This window comes from Rouxiella silvae (assembly GCF_002093625.1).
Taxonomy (GTDB): Bacteria; Pseudomonadota; Gammaproteobacteria; order Enterobacterales; family Enterobacteriaceae; genus Rouxiella; species Rouxiella silvae.
Genome location: NZ_MRWD01000037.1, coordinates 39019 through 55553 on the forward strand (window position 1 = coordinate 39019; position 16535 = coordinate 55553).

Sequence of the window (16535 nt, forward strand, 5' to 3'; positions counted from 1 at the left end):
GGCATTACCTCATATTGGACGTGTGAGTAAGCGAAAATGCCTGTTCGATATTAGCAGTACCGATAAATCGCTGATTTTCGTCAACGACAATTCCGCGCTGGCAGGGGGAGCTGAGTATTGAATCCATTAATTGCCGCAAAGTGCCATTTTTAGGGGCAAAGGTGCTGCCAAGATTTATGTCCTCGGCTTCAACGGTCAGTTTATTGCTGTTAACGTCGAACCAGCCGAGTGGAATATTATTCTCGACCACTAAAACCCACTGTTCATGACCCGCGATTGCTTTCGCATCGCTGACCGAAAATCCTGTCGTAATCATCTTCTCTTTATTGAGCCGGATATTTTCAGGAATAGCGTCAAAAGACAGTTTACGGTAGCCGCGATCGCGGCCGATAAAGTCTGCAATAAAGGTATCTTCAGGCTCGTTTAACAGCTTAACCGGCGCGGCAATCTGTGCCAGACGACCTCCCGGTCGAAACACCGCGACCTGATCGCCTAATTTCATCGCTTCATCAATATCATGAGTCACCATGATGATTGTTTTACCGATTTCACGCTGCAAACGTAAAAACTCGTCCTGTAACTGCTCACGCACCACCGGGTCGACGGCGCTAAAAGGCTCGTCCATCAGCATAAACTCAGGATCTGAAGCCAGTGCGCGTGCAACGCCTACCCTTTGCTGCTGACCACCGGATAACTGCCACGGATAGCGTTCTGCCATTGCGGTTGAAAGTCCCACCAGCTCTAAAAGCTCCAGGGACTTTTTACGCGCCGCCTGCCGCGTTGCCCCATTGAGCAGCGCAGTGACGGCGATGTTGTCTTGAACCGTTTTGTGGGGAAACAGACCGGCATTCTGAATGACATAACCAATCTTGCGCCGAAGTTTAACCAGGTCCATCCCTGCCGTGGATTGCCCGTTAAGCAAAATAGATCCAGAAGAAGGCTCTATTAACCGGTTGATCATCCGAAGTGAGGTCGTTTTGCCGCACCCCGAAGGCCCTACCAGCATGGTGATTTTTGCCGTCGGGGCGCTGAACGACAACCGGTCTACCGCCACCGTCCCGTCTGGGTAAAATTTGCTTATGTTCTCAAATGAAATCATGAAGTTTCCAACCACATTACGGAGTGTTTTAACAGAGCATCTGCATCGCATCATCATGCAGACCTAACATGTACTAACTTGTATGTACAACCAATGCAAACAAGATGCCAATTTCATTGAAGGTGAGAATGTAGGCGGAATCACTGGGTGTAATGCTTCGAAATGGGGTATGAAGAGAAAACCGTGGAGGGATATTTTTGCACTATTAATACGCAGCACGCACCAGTTCAGTGCTCGGAATTAACTGCACACAGAAAAAACATGATGTTTAAAACACAGTAAATAAAACGGGCAGTCACATTCAATGACTGCCCGCCAGAACACTTATACGTGGGAATGAGGCTAGAGAAACGGCGCCGGGTCGCCTGCGCCTTCACGCACCACTTCGGGTACGGAATCGGTGAGATCAATCACCGTCGTAGGCTGCTGGCCCAGCGAACCGCCGTCGATAATCAAATCAACCAGTTTACCGATTGAATCTTTAATCTCTTCCGGATCTGACTCGGCGAAGTCATTGCCAGGCAGCATCAGGGTGGTCGACATCAACGGCTCACCCAGTACGTCGAGCAGCGCCAGGGCTATCGGATTTGACGGCACCCGCAGGCCAATCGTTTTCCGTTTTTCACTCATCAAGCGACGCGGCACTTCTTTAGTCGCTTTGAGAATAAAAGTGTAATTCCCCGGCGTGTTGTTTTTGATTGAGCGAAACGCCGTATTATCAACATAGGCATAGGTCGACAACTCAGACAGATCGCGGCACACCAAGGTAAAGTTGTGGTTGCCGTCGAGCTGGCGAATGCGGCAGATACGCTCCATAGACGCTTTATCTTCAAGACGGCAACCCAAGGCGTAACCGGAATCGGTCGGGTACACAATCACCGACCCTTTGCGCAGCATGTCAACAGCCTGATTAATCAGGCGTGGCTGCGGATTTTCTGGATGGATATAAAAGTACTGACTCATAATAAATCCTCTTTACTCCTTGTTGGCGAGTGTAATAGAACCCTTCAGCTGGTCGGCCAATCGCGCCACACCGGCTCTACACCAGCCGGCAGCCACAGCTTGCGGCCCAGTTCTATCCACGAGCAGGGTTGATGAAAATCTGAACCCTGCGACGCCAGTAAATTATAATCTCGGGCAAATGCCGCATGCTGCGTGCGCTCGTGCGGCGCCTGCTGACATTGCGCAACTTCCATCGCATCGCCACCCTGTGCAGCGAAATAGGCCAACAGGCGCTTGAGCCACTTGGTTGACAGCTCATATCGCCCCGGATGTGCGACGACGGCCTGGCCGCCAGATTGATGAATCACATCAATCGCTTCTTCTATTGTACACCACTGAGGCGGAACGTAGCCGGTATTGCCCTTTGCGAGATACTTTTTGAATACTTTGGCGATGTTGTCGGCCGCGCCTATTTCGACCAAATAACGGGCAAAGTGCGCACGCGTCACCGCACCGCCGTTGGCATGTCGCAGCGCCCCTTCCCATGCACCTTCAATGCGCGCTTTTGCCAATCGACGGCCAATTTCCTGCGCCCGCTCAACGCGCAGCTGTGCCTGTTTTTCAAGCAGCGTAACCATCGCGGGATGTTCCGGGTCAATGCGCAGGCCAACAATATGGATCTCGTGGTTCTCCCATAGAGTCGAGATTTCAACGCCGTTAATCAGCTGTAGAGGCAGTGTCTGCTCTGCGATTGCCGCCGCTGCTCGCGCCAAACCGTCGGTGTTGTCGTGGTCGGTAATCGCTAAAACGCCGACGCGCATTTCTACCGCCCGCGCCACCAGCTCCTCGGGAGTCAGGTAACCGTCAGATGCCGTAGTGTGACTGTGCAAGTCATAAAGCGTGAATGCAGGATTGTCGGATAAACTGGAAGTCATAGTAATTGCGGATAAACCTATTATAGAAAACTGCCACTATCATAACCCGTAAGCCACATTGGGGTTACCGCAATCTGGCATTAAGGTCTAAATCGAGAGAATACTGAAAAAGAAGGTTGACTTTAGACCCATGAACTAGTTAACTAGTACGCAAGTTCACAGGAGACTGTGACAACCGAATTCAGGCAAGCACAACTTACAAGAGCGACTGATGATGAAAAACAACATGACTTCTTCAAACAGCTGGTGGCGCGCCTCCCCTTCGCGGGCGGTGTAATTGCGCATAGCTGTCGTCAGACGCTGCAGATACCCGAAGCCCGCATAATGCGGGCTTTTTTGTGGATAAATTTTAGGAATAATCATGAGTAATCAACGATATAAACTGGAACTGTTGACATCACAAGGAAGTCACCGTGGTGATCCGACAGCAATTTTCCACCAACTGTGTGGTGCACGCCCCGCTACGTTGCTGCTAGAAAGTGCAGAAATCAATACTAAACAAAGCCTTAAGAGTCTGCTGATTGTTGACAGTGCCCTGCGCATCACGGCTATGGGTCGCGTGGTAAACATTCAGGCGCTGACCGTCAACGGTGCCTCTCTGCTGCCGCTGCTGGATGCTTCACTGCCGAAAGACGTCATTAACACCGCACGTCCCAATGGCCGTGAACTGACCTTCCCGGTTATCGATACCCTACAGGATGAAGACGCGCGCCTGCGTTCCAAGTCCGTATTCGACGCGCTGCGCAATGTGCTGAATCTGGTTGAGTCACCTGTAGAAGAACGCGAAGCTATGTTCCTCGGCGGCCTGTTTGCCTACGATTTGGTTGCAGGCTTTGAAGATTTGCCTCAGCTGCGCGCCGATCAGCGTTGCCCAGACTTCTGCTTTTATCTGGCAGAAACGCTGCTGGTGCTCGACCATCAGAAACGCACCAGCCGTCTACAGGCCAGCCTGTTTACGCCTAATCAGGATGAAAAACAGCGTCTGGTTGAGCGCCTCGAGCAGTTGCAGCACCAGTTACAGCAGCCTCCACACGACATCCCTCAGCAAACTGTTCAAAACATGCAGCTAAGCTGCAATCAGAGTGATGAGGTATTTGGCGGCGTCGTTGAGCAGATGAAAGTGGCGATTCGCGCAGGAGAAATCTTCCAGGTCGTGCCTTCACGCCGCTTCTCCTTGCCTTGCCCTGCTCCGCTGGCGGCCTATGAAACACTGAAGAATAGCAACCCAAGTCCTTATATGTTCTTCATGCAGGATAACGATTTCACTCTGTTTGGCGCCTCGCCTGAGAGCGCGCTGAAGTATGAAGCCACCAGCCGTCAGATTGAAATCTACCCTATCGCAGGGACTCGCCCTCGCGGACGCCGCGCAGATGGTTCTCTGGATGCCGACCTCGACAGCCGCATCGAACTCGAAATGCGCACCGACCACAAAGAACTGGCCGAACATTTAATGCTGGTTGACTTGGCGCGAAATGACTTAGCGCGCATCTGCGAACCCGGCAGTCGTTACGTCGCCGACCTGACTAAGGTTGACCGCTATTCCGTGGTGATGCATCTGGTTTCTCGCGTAGTGGGCACTCTGCGTGCCGACCTCGACGTGCTGCATGCCTATCAGGCGGTAATGAACATGGGAACGCTGACCGGCGCGCCAAAAGTGCGCGCCATGCAGCTGATTGCAGAATCTGAAGGCTCTCGCCGCGGCAGCTACGGCGGTGCAGTCGGCTATTTAACCGCCCACGGCGACTTGGACACCTGCATCGTTATTCGCTCTGCCTACGTTGAAGACGGTATTGCTACCGTGCAGGCAGGCGGAGGCGTGGTACTGGATTCTGTACCGCAGGCCGAAGCAGACGAAACCCGTAATAAAGCCCGTGCCGTGCTGCGCGCCATCGCCACAGCCCATCATGTTAAAGAGGTGTTTTAAGATGGCCGACATTTTACTTATCGACAACGTAGACTCATTTACCTACAACCTGGTCGATCAACTGCGCTCAAGCGGCCACCACGTGGTGATTTATCGTAACCAGATCCCGGCCGATATCATCGTTGAGAAACTGAGCCAGATGGAAAAGCCGGTGTTACTGCTTTCGCCGGGCCCGGGTACACCTTCCGAAGCAGGATGCATGCCGGAGTTGCTGCGCCGCCTGCGTGGGCAACTGCCGATTATCGGTATCTGCCTTGGCCATCAGGCCATCGTTGAAACCTACGGCGGACACGTCGGTCAGGCGGGTGAAATTCTGCACGGTAAAGCCTCTTCTATTACTCACGACGAGCAGGGCATGTTCGCCGGAATGAACAACCCGCTGCCGGTGGCGCGTTATCACTCGCTGGTCGGCAGCCAAATTCCTGAAGGATTGACCGTAAACGCCCAGTTTGGCGAGATGGTGATGGCGGTTCGTCACGACGCTGACCGCGTATGCGGATTCCAGTTCCACCCAGAATCAATTCTAACCTCTCAGGGTGCCCGTCTGTTGGAACAGACATTGGCCTGGGCTTTGGCGTAAGGAGAACAGTCATGGAAACGCAAAATATCGCAGGTATTCTGGAAAACCTTTACCAGGCACAGCCGATGACTCAGCAAGAGAGCCAGACCCTGTTCAGTGCTATCGTCAGGGGTGAACTTGACCCCGCTCAGTTGGCCGCAGCGCTAATCAGTATGAAAGTGCGTGGCGAACAACCGGCAGAAATTGCCGGTGCTGCCAAAGCGTTGCTGGCCGACGCAGAGCCTTTCCCGCGTCCAGACTATAAGTTTGCCGATATCGTGGGGACCGGCGGCGACGGTACCAACAGCATTAATATCTCCACTGCCAGCGCTTTTGTGGCGGCCTGCTGCGGTGCGCCGGTGGCCAAACACGGCAATCGCAGCGTATCAAGCCGTTCAGGTTCGTCAGACTTGCTCGCCGCTTTTGGCATCCGTCTCGACATGCCGGCAGCAGAATCACGCGCGGCCTTGGATGACCTAGGCCTTTGCTTTCTGTTCGCGCCGCAGTATCACACCGGTTTTCGCCATGCGATGCCGGTGCGTAAAGCGCTGAAAACTCGGACGCTGTTTAACGTTTTAGGCCCGCTGATTAACCCAGCACGTCCACCGCTGGCGCTGATTGGTGTTTACAGCCCGGAACTGGTGCGACCTATCGCAGAAACGCTGCGCACCCTCGGCTACGAGCGTGCGGCGGTGGTTCACGGCGGCGGCATGGACGAGGTCGCCATCCACGCGCCAACCCAGGTAGCCGAGCTTAAAAATGGTGAGATTGTCACCTACGAATTGACCCCGCAGGACTTCGGATTAGACAACTATCCAATCTCTGCACTGTTGGGCGGAGAGCCCGAAGAAAACCGTGACATTCTTGCACGCTTGTTACAAGGTAATGGCGACCCGGCCCACGAAGCCGCCGTTGCCGCCAACGTGGCAATGCTGTTACGACTTTTTGGTCATGAAGATTTAAAATTAAACGCACAGAAAGCTTTGGCAGTAATGCGCAGCGGAGAACCTTTCCGACGCGTTACTGCATTGGCAGCAAGAGGATAAGTGATGCAGCAGGAAACCGTGCTCCACAAAATTGTTCGCGACAAAGAAGTTTGGGTTGCGGCACGTAAAGAACAGCAACCGCTGGCCAGTTTTCAAAATGAAATCAAACCAAGCCAGCGCGGCTTTTATCACGCGCTGCAGGGTGCCAGAACCGTCTTTATTCTTGAGTGCAAAAAGGCCTCTCCGTCCAAAGGCGTTATTCGTGAAAACTTTGATCCAGTAGAAATCGCGGGTGTGTATAAAGACTTCGCATCGGCTATTTCAGTACTGACCGACGAAAAGTATTTTCAGGGCAGCTTTGATTTTCTGCCTTTGGTAAGCGCCGCAGTGACTCAGCCAGTGCTGTGCAAAGATTTTATCATTGATCCTTACCAGATTTATTTGGCCCGTTTTTATCAGGCCGATGCCATTTTGCTGATGCTGTCAGTACTCGATGACGAACAGTACGTTCAGCTTGCCGCCGTGGCACACAGCCTGAATATGGGCGTATTGACCGAGGCCAGCAATGAAGAAGAACTCGACCGCGCGGTGCAGCTTAAAGCCAAAGTGGTGGGCATTAACAACCGCGATCTGCGTGACCTGTCTATTGACTTACAGCGCACTCGCGAGCTTGCTCCGCGTGTTCCGCACGGCGTAACGGTGATTAGTGAGTCGGGCATCAATGACTACGCACAAATTCGTGAACTGAGCCGTTTTGCCAATGGATTCCTGATTGGCAGCGCCCTGATGTCTGAAAGCGACCTCACCAGCGCCGTTCGACGCGTGCTGTTAGGTGAAAACAAAATTTGCGGACTGACACGCCCGCAGGACGCCAACGTCGCCTATAAGGCCGGTGCAATTTACGGGGGACTGATTTTTGTTGAAGGTTCTCCGCGCTTTATCGACAGCACTCAGGCGAGACAAGTGCAAAGCGGCGCACCGCTGAAATATGTCGGCGTATTCCGTGACGCAGAGGTTACTGCCGTTGCCGACAAGGCTAAAGCGTTAAACCTGTTTGCCGTGCAGTTACACGGTGAAGAAGACCAAAGTTATATTAATTACCTGCGCGAAATTCTGCCGCAGAGTTGCCAAATCTGGAAAGCGCTGAGCGTCAAAGAGTCGATTCCTGCCCGCGACCTAAAGCACGTGCAGCGTTATGTACTCGACAACGGCAAAGGTGGCACGGGTCAACGGTTTGACTGGAGCAAGCTGGCCGGCGAAAAACTCGATAACGTGCTGCTGGCCGGTGGGCTGGGCGCAGATAACTGCGTAGAAGCCGCTCAGTTGGGCTGTGCCGGACTGGATTTCAATTCTGGCGTAGAACGCGAGCCTGGCATTAAAGATGCGGACAAGATTACCGCCCTATTCCAGACGCTGCGCGCTTACTAAATTAGTGTATAGGAAGAAATAATATGACGTTACTTAATCCCTACTTCGGTGAATTTGGCGGCATGTATGTGCCACAAATTTTGATGCCAGCGCTGGTGCAGCTTGAAGAGGCCTTTGTGACAGCCCAGAGCGACCCAGAGTTTCAGGCTGAGTTTATCGATCTGCTTAAAAACTATGCCGGTCGCCCTACTGCCTTAACACTTTGCAAGAACTTGACGGCAGGCACTAAGACTAAACTTTATCTTAAGCGTGAAGACCTGCTGCACGGCGGCGCGCACAAAACCAACCAGGTGTTAGGTCAGGCTCTGCTGGCAAAACGTATGGGTAAAACCGAAATTATCGCCGAAACCGGTGCCGGTCAACACGGCGTAGCATCGGCGCTTGCCTGTGCCCTGCTCGGTTTGAAGTGCCGTATTTATATGGGTGCTAAAGACGTTGAACGTCAGTCGCCTAACGTATTCCGCATGCGTTTGATGGGTGCAGAAGTTATTCCGGTGCACAGCGGCTCAGCGACGCTGAAAGATGCTTGTAATGAAGCGCTGCGCGACTGGTCTGGCAGCTATGAAAAAGCACACTATATGCTTGGCACCGCCGCAGGCCCGCACCCTTATCCGACTATCGTGCGCGAGTTCCAACGGATGATTGGTGAAGAAACTAAAGCACAAATGCAGGAGCGCGAAGGTTGTCTGCCAGACGCCGTTATCGCCTGCGTGGGCGGCGGTTCCAACGCAATTGGCATGTTTGCCGACTTTATCGACGACGAGACTGTAAAACTGATTGGCGTTGAGCCAGCCGGTTTGGGTATCGAAACCGGACAGCACGGCGCGCCACTCAAACACGCACCGGTGGGGATCTATTTTGGTATGAAAGCCCCGATGATGCAGACGTCAGAAGGTCAAATCGAAGAGTCCTACTCGATTTCTGCCGGTTTAGACTTCCCTTCCGTCGGCCCACAGCACGCATTTTTGAACAGTATCGGCCGCGCTGAATACGTATCTATCACCGATGACGAGGCGCTGGAAGCATTCAAAGAACTGTCTCGCAGCGAAGGTATCATTCCTGCGCTGGAGTCTTCTCATGCGCTGGCTTATGCCCTTAAAATGATTAAAGAAGAACCGCAAAAAGAACAGATTTTGGTCGTAAACCTCTCTGGCCGCGGCGATAAAGACATATTTACCGTTCATGATATTCTGACTGCCCGGGGAGAAATCTAATGGAACGCTATCAACAGCTTTTCAAGCGTTTAGAGAGCCAAAAAGAAGGCGCATTCGTTCCCTTTGTGACGCTGGGTGATCCGAATCCTGAGCACTCATTGGCGATTATCGACACACTGATCGAAGCCGGTGCCGACGCCCTTGAGCTGGGTATTCCGTTCTCGGACCCGCTGGCCGACGGCCCAACGATTCAAAATGCCAACCTGCGCGCCTTTGCCTCCGGTGTAACGCCAACAATTTGTTTTGGCATGCTGGAGAAAATCCGTCAAAAGCATCCCACCATTCCTATTGGTTTGCTGATGTACGCTAACCTGGTGTTCCACAACGGCATTGACGCGTTTTATGCACGCTGTGCCGAAGTGGGCGTTGACTCGGTTCTGATAGCAGACGTACCGCTTGAAGAGTCTGCACCGTACAGATCCGCAGCGTTGCGTCACGGAGTGGCGCCAATCTTTATTTGTCCGCCAAACGCCAGCGACGACCTTCTGCGCGAAATTGCTTCGCACGGCAGAGGTTATACCTATCTGCTTTCCCGCGCTGGCGTAACCGGCACGGAAAAACGCGCGGTTACGCCGCTTAATCACCTAGTTGATAAGCTGCGTGAATATAATGCTGCACCGCCACTGCAAGGCTTTGGCATTTCTGAGCCTTCACAGGTTAAAGAGTCATTGGCCGCAGGCGCAGCGGGCGCAATTTCAGGCTCGGCGATCGTACGTATTATTGAAAATAATCGAGATAATCCTGCAGAAATGCTGGCTCAGCTGTCACGATTTGTCACTGACATGAAGGCCGCAACCCGCAGCTAACGGATCCAGAGTTACATACCGCCTCACGGCCCCTGTCATCCTGTGACCGGGGCCTTTTTTTTAACAAAAATTTTTAACTTTTTTACCTTTCGAAATTGGCGATCCCGCACTTTTGAACCACACTTAATTTGCTGATTGTTTATTATTTTTAATCAGGCACTTGTCTATGCCAGATTAATTATTTACCGGATAAGTTACTTAGGTGAACTCATTAGTTTCTGATAACAAATTGCATGGAGAGTAAAATATGAAGCTATTAAAAAGTCTTTCAGCTATTTGCATGGCGGCAGTGGTGGTAACAGCTCTCGCGGCCTGTGCGCCAACGGCAAAGCAGGAAGGAACGGGTGGCTATCTTGATGACACCGTAGTGACGACTAAAGTTAAGTCTGCCCTGCTGGCGGATAAAACAATCAAGTCGCGTGAAATCAGCGTCGAGACCTTTAAAGGCCGCGTGCAGCTAAGCGGGTTTGTTACTTCTGCGTCAGAAGCAAGCAGGGCCGTTACCGTCACTAAAGGCGTAGCTGGCGTACGTTCCGTAGAAAACGACACACAGATTAAGTAATGATCTGATCCTGCACGTTAAGGCAGTCAATTGATCAGTATTTTGAAAGGCGTCGCGATGACGCCTTTTCTTTAGGCTCAGTTCACTGCGGTTATTAGAACTTATAGCCCACGGCAAACATAAAGACCCAAGGATTTAACTGGGTGCTGACCGACTGCTGCTCGCCACCGGCTTTGAACCTGGCAGTGGTATCAATATCCATCCACCACACCGACGCATTTAGCAGCCAATTTTTATTGATGTTGTAGTCAACACCCGCCTGCGTTGCCCATCCCCAAGAATGCTTCATGCTCAGGTCAGTTAAACCGGCGTCTGAACCCGTTTGATTGAAACGTGCATGGTAGAAAGTGGTGTAGTTAACACCGAGACCAAGATACGGCCGCAGTTTGTCTTCTTTACTGCCAAAGTAATACTGCGCCATCAACGACGGCGGCAGTTGCCTTACCGTGGCGATATCACCGATGCCATTGAGACCGATTTTATGCCTAAACGGCGTAGCGGCCAGCAATTCTGTGCCAATGTTATCGGTCCACATGTAGCCCAGCGTCAGACCGACCTGCGTATTGTTGCTGGCGTTAAATGAACCTAGCGAGCCTAAAACACTTGGTGAATTCGCCGAAGGTCTTACCGTTGCACTCCCTACGCGAACGATGACATCCCCGGCCTGATTGGCACTGGCTACCGTTGGCAAAACGGCTGCTGCGAGCAGTGCCCAATGTGCTGCTTTCATTATCCATTCCCTCGTTGTGGTTATTTGCGGGTATTTAGCCACACTCCGCAAAAGATTTACCGTAGCGAGGTCAGGTTTTTATATGAAAATTGATGTAATTGCACTTTGTTAAATTAATTATAACCCATTAATAACAAAGGGATTGATCTAGATCAATTAATGGTTTTTTTCGCAGCAATACATATCCACAAAATACCTGTTGCGGAAAATATGGCGAGTGCGTAAGTTGCTCACTCACTGTTTGTTTTTGGTTTTATGTTTCCGTTCTCGGTAGCGTCCAAAATGAGCGATATTAATAATCCGTGCGTATCCTGCGGCGCCTGTTGCGCCTATTTCCGCGTTTCATTTTATTGGGCTGAATCTGAAGAGGCTGGCGGCGTCGTCCCGCAGGCATTGACAGAGCAGATCACTCCCTTCTTAAGCTGTATGCAAGGCACCAATGCCCGTTCGCCGCGATGTGTGGCGCTTGAGGGTGAAATTGGTCAATCGGTTTCATGCTCCATCTATCTGAACCGTCCAACGCCTTGCCACGAGTTTGACCAGTCAGGATTAAACGGTGTGACGAATGAGGCCTGCGACCGTGCACGCGCGCGATATGGACTGCCTCCTTTAGTAGAAGCGATCTCGTTGGCGACATGTGTCATTTAGGGAGTAAGAGGATAAATTTAGACAGTAAAACGCCGGAATGCTCCGGCGTTTATTTAATGAGGATTAAGCACAGAGGTCCTGATCTGTGGTCATAACTTTGATGCGCAGACCAATAAACTGGTTATAGACTTCGTCGACTTCCAGCAGTCCAACATCGTCAGATGGACCTTTAAGTACTGCGTTAGGCACTTTCCACGGCCCCCAATAATCAGCATCGCTATTGCCAAACAGGGCAACCACCGGCTTTTGCACGCCCGCAGCGATGTGTAAGGCACCGCCATCACTGGTAATAATCTGATCGCACAGCGACATCGCTGCCATAAGCTCGCGAATACTAAAGGTCGGCAAGGCAATCAAATTAGTGTCTCGACAGGCGTCAACGATTTGCTGAGCTTTCTTGTCATCGCCAGGATGTTCGGGGTTATCGTCAGCCCCAGGAGACCAGAACAGCACTATCTGGCAATCCTCATGCGCCGACAGTCGCGTGATAAATTCAATGAATTTCTCAACCTGCCAGCGCTGCTGCGGCTTGCGAGAGCTAATTTGCACGCCATAAACCGGTTTATCGCGACTGATACGGAATTTTTCCGCCATGTCATTAATTTCACGTTTGGAAACGTACAGCTCGAGTGGCCCCGGCGCTTCGCTAATGCCCAAAGGACTTGCCAGTGCATTCAGCTCCTCGACGATGTGCCGACCTTTAACACTGACAATCTTGTCAGTGACGCAATCCGGTCCGTTAGCACCCATCGCAATAATACGTTTTGCACCGGACATTTTCGCCCACTGAAGCGGACGCTTGTCGGTGCTGCCCACGATCGCCACGTCGTAACCGGCAAAACGAATAGCAAGAATCGTTTTCAGCCGTTGGAAATAGACGCCAAGCAAGGTTTGCCCAGGCTTACGGTGGTGAGATTTGCAATAAAGGTGAACTTTGCCAATATGCGGGTTCCCTTCTAATACGTCTTTATTATAGGTATTAACCAGCAAATCAAGCTTGACGGTTTGTTGCCCTGCAAGCGTTGCAATAAGGGGAGTTGTTAAAATCAAATCACCAATATTGTCACGTCTAATCAAAAGAATTTTCATATGCGCAGCTAAGGTAAGTAAACTCATTGCATCCTAATTTAAAAAAATAAACAAGCAAGCCTCTTTACGCAAAAAGAGCGATTTTTCATTTATTTATCTTGCAATTGAATTTTTTTTCAATGTCATTGTCCGTATATTTATTCTTTATAAATCGGGTTATTAAACCTAAAGCGGGCCATTACCCTGCTGTGTGAAATTCGAGCAAGCGTAATAGTTCGTAAGTACAGAGTTTGCAACGATTGCCGGGGTGCCAGCGCGGTGATTACAGGGTACAATCCCGGTTCGGAAACATTTTAGATACCCCAAGGAGCATTCATGCCTATCACGGCCAGTACGTTGTACCGTGACAGTTTCAATTTTATGCGTAACCAACTCGGCAGCATTTTGCTTTTGGCCCTGTTGACCGCATTTATTACCGTCATTTTGAACCACGCTTTCACACCGGGCGGCGATCAGCTTAGCCTGCTCACCAGCGGCAGCGACGCTCTTTCCGATACGGCGGGCATGAGTATTCAGGAAATCATCCAGTCGATGACGCCTGATCAACAAATGGTGCTGCTCAAGGTTTCAGCGGCGGCGACGTTCTCTGCGCTGGTAGGAAACGTGCTGCTAGTGGGTGGAATGCTAACCCTGATTCAGCAAGTCTCGGCGGGCGGGCGGACAAGTGCCCTGCGTTCGATTGGCTCTGCGGCACCTATTCTGCCGCGTCTGCTGGTTTTGATGCTGCTGTGTACCATTGTTGTGCAGCTGGGTTTGACCCTGTTTATTGTTCCAGGCCTGATCATCGCCGTTGCCGTTTCTCTCGCGCCGATTATTGTATCGACTGAAAAAATTGGCATCTTCAAGTCGATTAAAGTGAGTGCCAAATTGGCCTTTGCTAACAGTCGTGTGATTATTCCTGCAATCATGCTGTGGCTGGCGGCCAAAATGCTGGTTCTGCTGGCGGTAAGCCACCTGAAGTTTCTCGGTCCTGAAGTGGCCACGGTGGTGTTAAGCGCAGTGAGCAATTTGATTTCAGCCTACCTGCTGATTTATCTGTTCCGCCTTTACAGTAAATTGCGCAGCTAAGAATCGATTTAAGATAAGTAAACGGGGGCGCACTGACGCCCCTTTTATTTATAGCCTGCATTTTGAAGGCACATAAAGGATACGGTATAGTCAGCTCTTACCTATAATATGGAATGAAGTATGAAGCAGCTCCTTGATTTTCTTCCCCTGGTTGTTTTTTTTGTTTTTTATAAGCTTTACGACATTTATGTTGCATCCGGCGCGCTCATTGCCGCCACAGCGCTGGCACTGATTTTTACCTGGATCAAGTACCGCAAGGTTGAAAAGATGACCTTGATTACCTTTGTTATGGTGGCTGTGTTTGGCACTTTGACGCTGGTGTTCCACGATGACCTGTTCATCAAGTGGAAGGTCACTGTTATTTATGTGCTGTTCTCTGGCGCACTGCTGGTCAGTCAACTGATTTTGAAGAAACCGCTAATTCAGCGGATGCTGGGGAAAGAGCTGACGTTACCCGATGCAGTCTGGGGCAAACTGAATATCGCATGGGCAATCTTTTTCCTGCTCTGTGGTCTGGCCAATATTTATGTGGCCTTCTGGTTGCCTGAAAACGTGTGGGTTAACTTCAAAGTATTTGGTCTCACCGTTCTGACTCTGGTATTCACGCTGTTAAGCGGCATTTATATCTTCAGACACATGCCTGAAGAAGAAAAAGAAGAAAAAAAATAGTCGTTCCCCAACAGTTTTCGACCTGCAATAGTGCGGCAAGCTAATACATTCTCGAGGGTTTACTCAGGTAGGCGACTGGGGAGATAGAGCGAAACCGCAGTATAGGCAGATTCAAAAGTTAGAGGGGATGCATTCTAAATTTTCAATGTGAAGCCCATCGATATGAACGATAAACATAAGTTACCCAATGGCGAAATGGTGTTACGTACATTGGCAATGCCTGCAGACACCAATGCAAATGGCGATATTTTCGGCGGTTGGTTAATGTCTCAAATGGACATGGGCGGCGCAATCCAGGCTAAGGAAATAGCCAAGGGTCGCGTAGTCACGGTTCGCGTTGACGGCATGACATTTCTGAAACCCGTAGCGGTGGGTGACGTCGTTTGTTGCTACGCGCGCTGTATTAAAACCGGCAACAGCTCAATTACTATTAACGTTGAGGTGTGGGTTAAAAAAGTCTCTTCTGAGCCGATCGGTCAGCGCTATATTGCTACCGAAGCGGTGTTTACCTACGTAGCCGTGGATGAAGAAGGTAAATCACGTAAATTGCCTGACGGTCGCAGCAATTTCAGCGTTGATTCAGCCGGCTCAATTGACGACTAAATAACTCATTTTCCTGCCCGCTTTCTCTATTATTTGCGGTCGATGACTCGACCGCAAATAATCCCATCAGTTAGCTTCATTAATGCTAAAAACTTAGCGTTTTAGATTTCTATCGGCCACCGTGCTATCGGTATAGATCACGCGATGAGTTTGAGTACGCAGTCCCAACTCACCTGCAAATCCAGCCACTACACCACCAATCACCAGTAGAACAAAGGCAAACCAGCTGGCCTTAGATAGCTGAGCCGCCGCTTTGTCTGCAACTTCCCGCGCTTTCTGCTCTGCATCGGCCTTCAACTGCTGAAATTTCTGATAAGCCTGAGCATAAGCCTGCTGGGCTTTGTCCACGATTTGGTCAGCCTCCTGGTCGGTTTTGCCAGTGCGTGCTTTGATAATATTTTTCAGCGCGTCACGGTCAGCCGCCTGCAAAGTGCTGTCGCCACGCTCAATAACACCACTGAGCCACTGCTTGAGGTCTTGATCAGGCGCCTGCGAACTGCCTGACTGGGCGGCCGCCTCTGCCTTGTTAGCCTCGCCCTGAGCCTGTCGTTGCAGGTTTTCAGGCTGTAGTTCAGGTTTTCCGGTTTGGCGCAGCGTGGTGGTTAACTCATTTTGCAAATCGTCGAGATTAATATTGGCCTGCTGTAGCTGATTTTTTACCATTCCACCGGCCTGCGGCACGGCGCTGGCAATGCCGCTGCCAACGGCTTTAAGGCCTTCACCCGCCACGTTCATCGCGCCGCCGATGGCGCTGCTAAACAGCATGGCAACGATATAGGCGGAAATAAGCGTCACTACGCCCCAAGAGAGCACGCCGTGAAATGCCCCTTCTCTGCTTGCCAGACGGCCTGCAACATAGCCGCCAACCGCATAGGAGATAAGCACGTTAGCCAGCATCCAGATTAATGCGCCTGTGCCCAGCCCATTCAGTGGATTACTTTCCTGTAGGGGATCGACGGTCGATGCGCCGATTGCCGTCCCGAGCATGGACAGCAGCATGTAAGTCACTATGGCTAAAATAACACCTGCAAATACGGGCCCCCATGAAATTCGCTTCAGCAAATGGGTACGGTATGCGTCCGCAGAAACTCCATCAGGAGATGGATAAAGGGTGGGTTCATGATGCGTCATAATTATTTCCTCTATAAATTAATGACCTAAAGCAACAGTTCTCGATACACCCCATTGATGACCAGACTAGATCATTTAAAATCGGCAATGGATATGCATTGATAGTACATAGAGCGTGATCGTCAATAATTTATGCTTACTT

At 50.9% G+C, this 16535-nt stretch carries 16 protein-coding genes, 1 pseudogene and 1 other annotated feature; of the genes and pseudogenes, 10 read left to right on the forward strand and 7 right to left on the reverse strand.

Annotated features, from left to right (window positions below; genetic code table 11):
• Positions 1–4 precede the first annotated feature (4 nt).
• The 4 genes from BS639_RS15460 to BS639_RS15475 all read right to left on the reverse strand — a co-directional run bounded on the left by BS639_RS15460 (position 5) and on the right by BS639_RS15475 (position 3339).
• Positions 5–1099: an ABC transporter ATP-binding protein gene (locus BS639_RS15460; protein ID WP_084983550.1), complete on the reverse strand. Its 1095-nt coding sequence runs from the start codon at positions 1097–1099 to the stop codon at positions 5–7.
• A gap of 342 nt (positions 1100–1441) precedes the next feature.
• Positions 1442–2062, reverse strand: a complete 621-nt coding sequence (locus tag BS639_RS15465) for an L-threonylcarbamoyladenylate synthase (RefSeq protein WP_055770501.1) — start codon at positions 2060–2062, stop codon at positions 1442–1444.
• 44 nt (positions 2063–2106) lie between these two features.
• A complete protein-coding gene (rnm, locus tag BS639_RS15470; protein WP_084983551.1) occupies positions 2107–2976 on the reverse strand; it encodes an RNase RNM in 870 nt (289 codons plus the stop codon).
• A gap of 156 nt (positions 2977–3132) precedes the next feature.
• Positions 3133–3339, reverse strand: coding sequence for a hypothetical protein (locus tag BS639_RS15475; RefSeq protein WP_055770495.1), 207 nt, complete (start codon positions 3337–3339; stop codon positions 3133–3135).
• Positions 3215–3316: a sequence feature (Trp leader region), on the forward strand. Its footprint overlaps the gene before it by 102 nt.
• On the opposite strand from BS639_RS15475, the gene BS639_RS15480 reads away from it, so the two are divergent.
• From BS639_RS15480 to BS639_RS15510, 6 genes and pseudogenes are all read left to right on the forward strand, one after another.
• On the forward strand, positions 3338–4900 hold the full coding sequence (locus tag BS639_RS15480) for an anthranilate synthase component 1 (protein WP_084983552.1): 1563 nt from the start codon (positions 3338–3340) through the stop codon (positions 4898–4900). The two genes, BS639_RS15475 and BS639_RS15480, sit on opposite strands and share 2 nt — an antisense overlap.
• Before the next feature lies 1 nt (position 4901).
• Positions 4902–6505, forward strand: a pseudogene (gene trpD / locus BS639_RS25125) (bifunctional anthranilate synthase glutamate amidotransferase component TrpG/anthranilate phosphoribosyltransferase TrpD).
• A 3-nt stretch (positions 6506–6508) separates the two neighbouring features.
• Complete coding sequence (gene trpCF / locus BS639_RS15495; RefSeq protein ID WP_084983554.1) at positions 6509–7873, forward strand: bifunctional indole-3-glycerol-phosphate synthase TrpC/phosphoribosylanthranilate isomerase TrpF; 1365 nt, start codon at positions 6509–6511, stop codon at positions 7871–7873.
• A gap of 23 nt (positions 7874–7896) precedes the next feature.
• Positions 7897–9087, forward strand: coding sequence for a tryptophan synthase subunit beta (gene trpB / locus BS639_RS15500; RefSeq protein ID WP_055770478.1), 1191 nt, complete (start codon positions 7897–7899; stop codon positions 9085–9087).
• Positions 9087–9893 (forward strand): tryptophan synthase subunit alpha, encoded by an 807-nt coding sequence (trpA, locus tag BS639_RS15505; protein ID WP_084983555.1) that lies wholly within the window; start codon positions 9087–9089, stop codon positions 9891–9893. Before trpB ends, trpA begins: the two co-directional genes overlap by 1 nt.
• Before the next feature lie 247 nt (positions 9894–10140).
• The gene (locus BS639_RS15510; RefSeq protein WP_055770465.1) at positions 10141–10455 is read left to right on the forward strand and encodes a BON domain-containing protein; all 315 of its coding nucleotides are present in this window, start codon (positions 10141–10143) and stop codon (positions 10453–10455) included.
• Between the two features lie 94 nt (positions 10456–10549).
• Here the strand turns inward: BS639_RS15510 and ompW are convergent, their stop codons facing one another.
• On the reverse strand, positions 10550–11185 hold the full coding sequence (ompW, locus tag BS639_RS15515) for an outer membrane protein OmpW (RefSeq protein ID WP_055770463.1): 636 nt from the start codon (positions 11183–11185) through the stop codon (positions 10550–10552).
• Between the two features lie 282 nt (positions 11186–11467).
• Here ompW and BS639_RS15520 point away from each other — a divergent pair, with 282 nt between their 5' ends.
• The gene (locus BS639_RS15520) at positions 11468–11833 is read left to right on the forward strand and encodes a YkgJ family cysteine cluster protein (protein WP_055770460.1); all 366 of its coding nucleotides are present in this window, start codon (positions 11468–11470) and stop codon (positions 11831–11833) included.
• Positions 11834–11896: 63 nt separating this feature from the next.
• On the opposite strand, the gene BS639_RS15525 is transcribed toward BS639_RS15520, so the two are convergent.
• A complete protein-coding gene (locus tag BS639_RS15525; protein ID WP_228779620.1) occupies positions 11897–12949 on the reverse strand; it encodes a glycosyltransferase family 9 protein in 1053 nt (350 codons plus the stop codon).
• Between the two features lie 288 nt (positions 12950–13237).
• On the opposite strand from BS639_RS15525, the gene BS639_RS15530 reads away from it, so the two are divergent.
• The 3 genes from BS639_RS15530 (at position 13238) to yciA (ending at position 15262) form a co-directional block, all read left to right on the forward strand.
• Positions 13238–13990 carry a YciC family protein gene (locus tag BS639_RS15530; RefSeq protein ID WP_055770457.1) on the forward strand — a complete coding sequence of 251 codons (753 nt, stop codon included), beginning with the start codon at positions 13238–13240 and terminating at the stop codon, positions 13988–13990.
• A 120-nt stretch (positions 13991–14110) separates the two neighbouring features.
• On the forward strand, positions 14111–14659 hold the full coding sequence (locus BS639_RS15535) for a septation protein A (RefSeq protein WP_055770455.1): 549 nt from the start codon (positions 14111–14113) through the stop codon (positions 14657–14659).
• A 162-nt stretch (positions 14660–14821) separates the two neighbouring features.
• Positions 14822–15262 (forward strand): acyl-CoA thioester hydrolase YciA, encoded by a 441-nt coding sequence (gene yciA, locus BS639_RS15540; protein ID WP_055770452.1) that lies wholly within the window; start codon positions 14822–14824, stop codon positions 15260–15262.
• 93 nt (positions 15263–15355) lie between these two features.
• On the opposite strand, the gene BS639_RS15545 is transcribed toward yciA, so the two are convergent.
• Entirely contained in the window at positions 15356–16393 is a 1038-nt protein-coding gene (locus BS639_RS15545) for a YrzE family protein (RefSeq protein WP_084983556.1), read from the reverse strand.
• Positions 16394–16535: the final 142 nt, after the last annotated feature.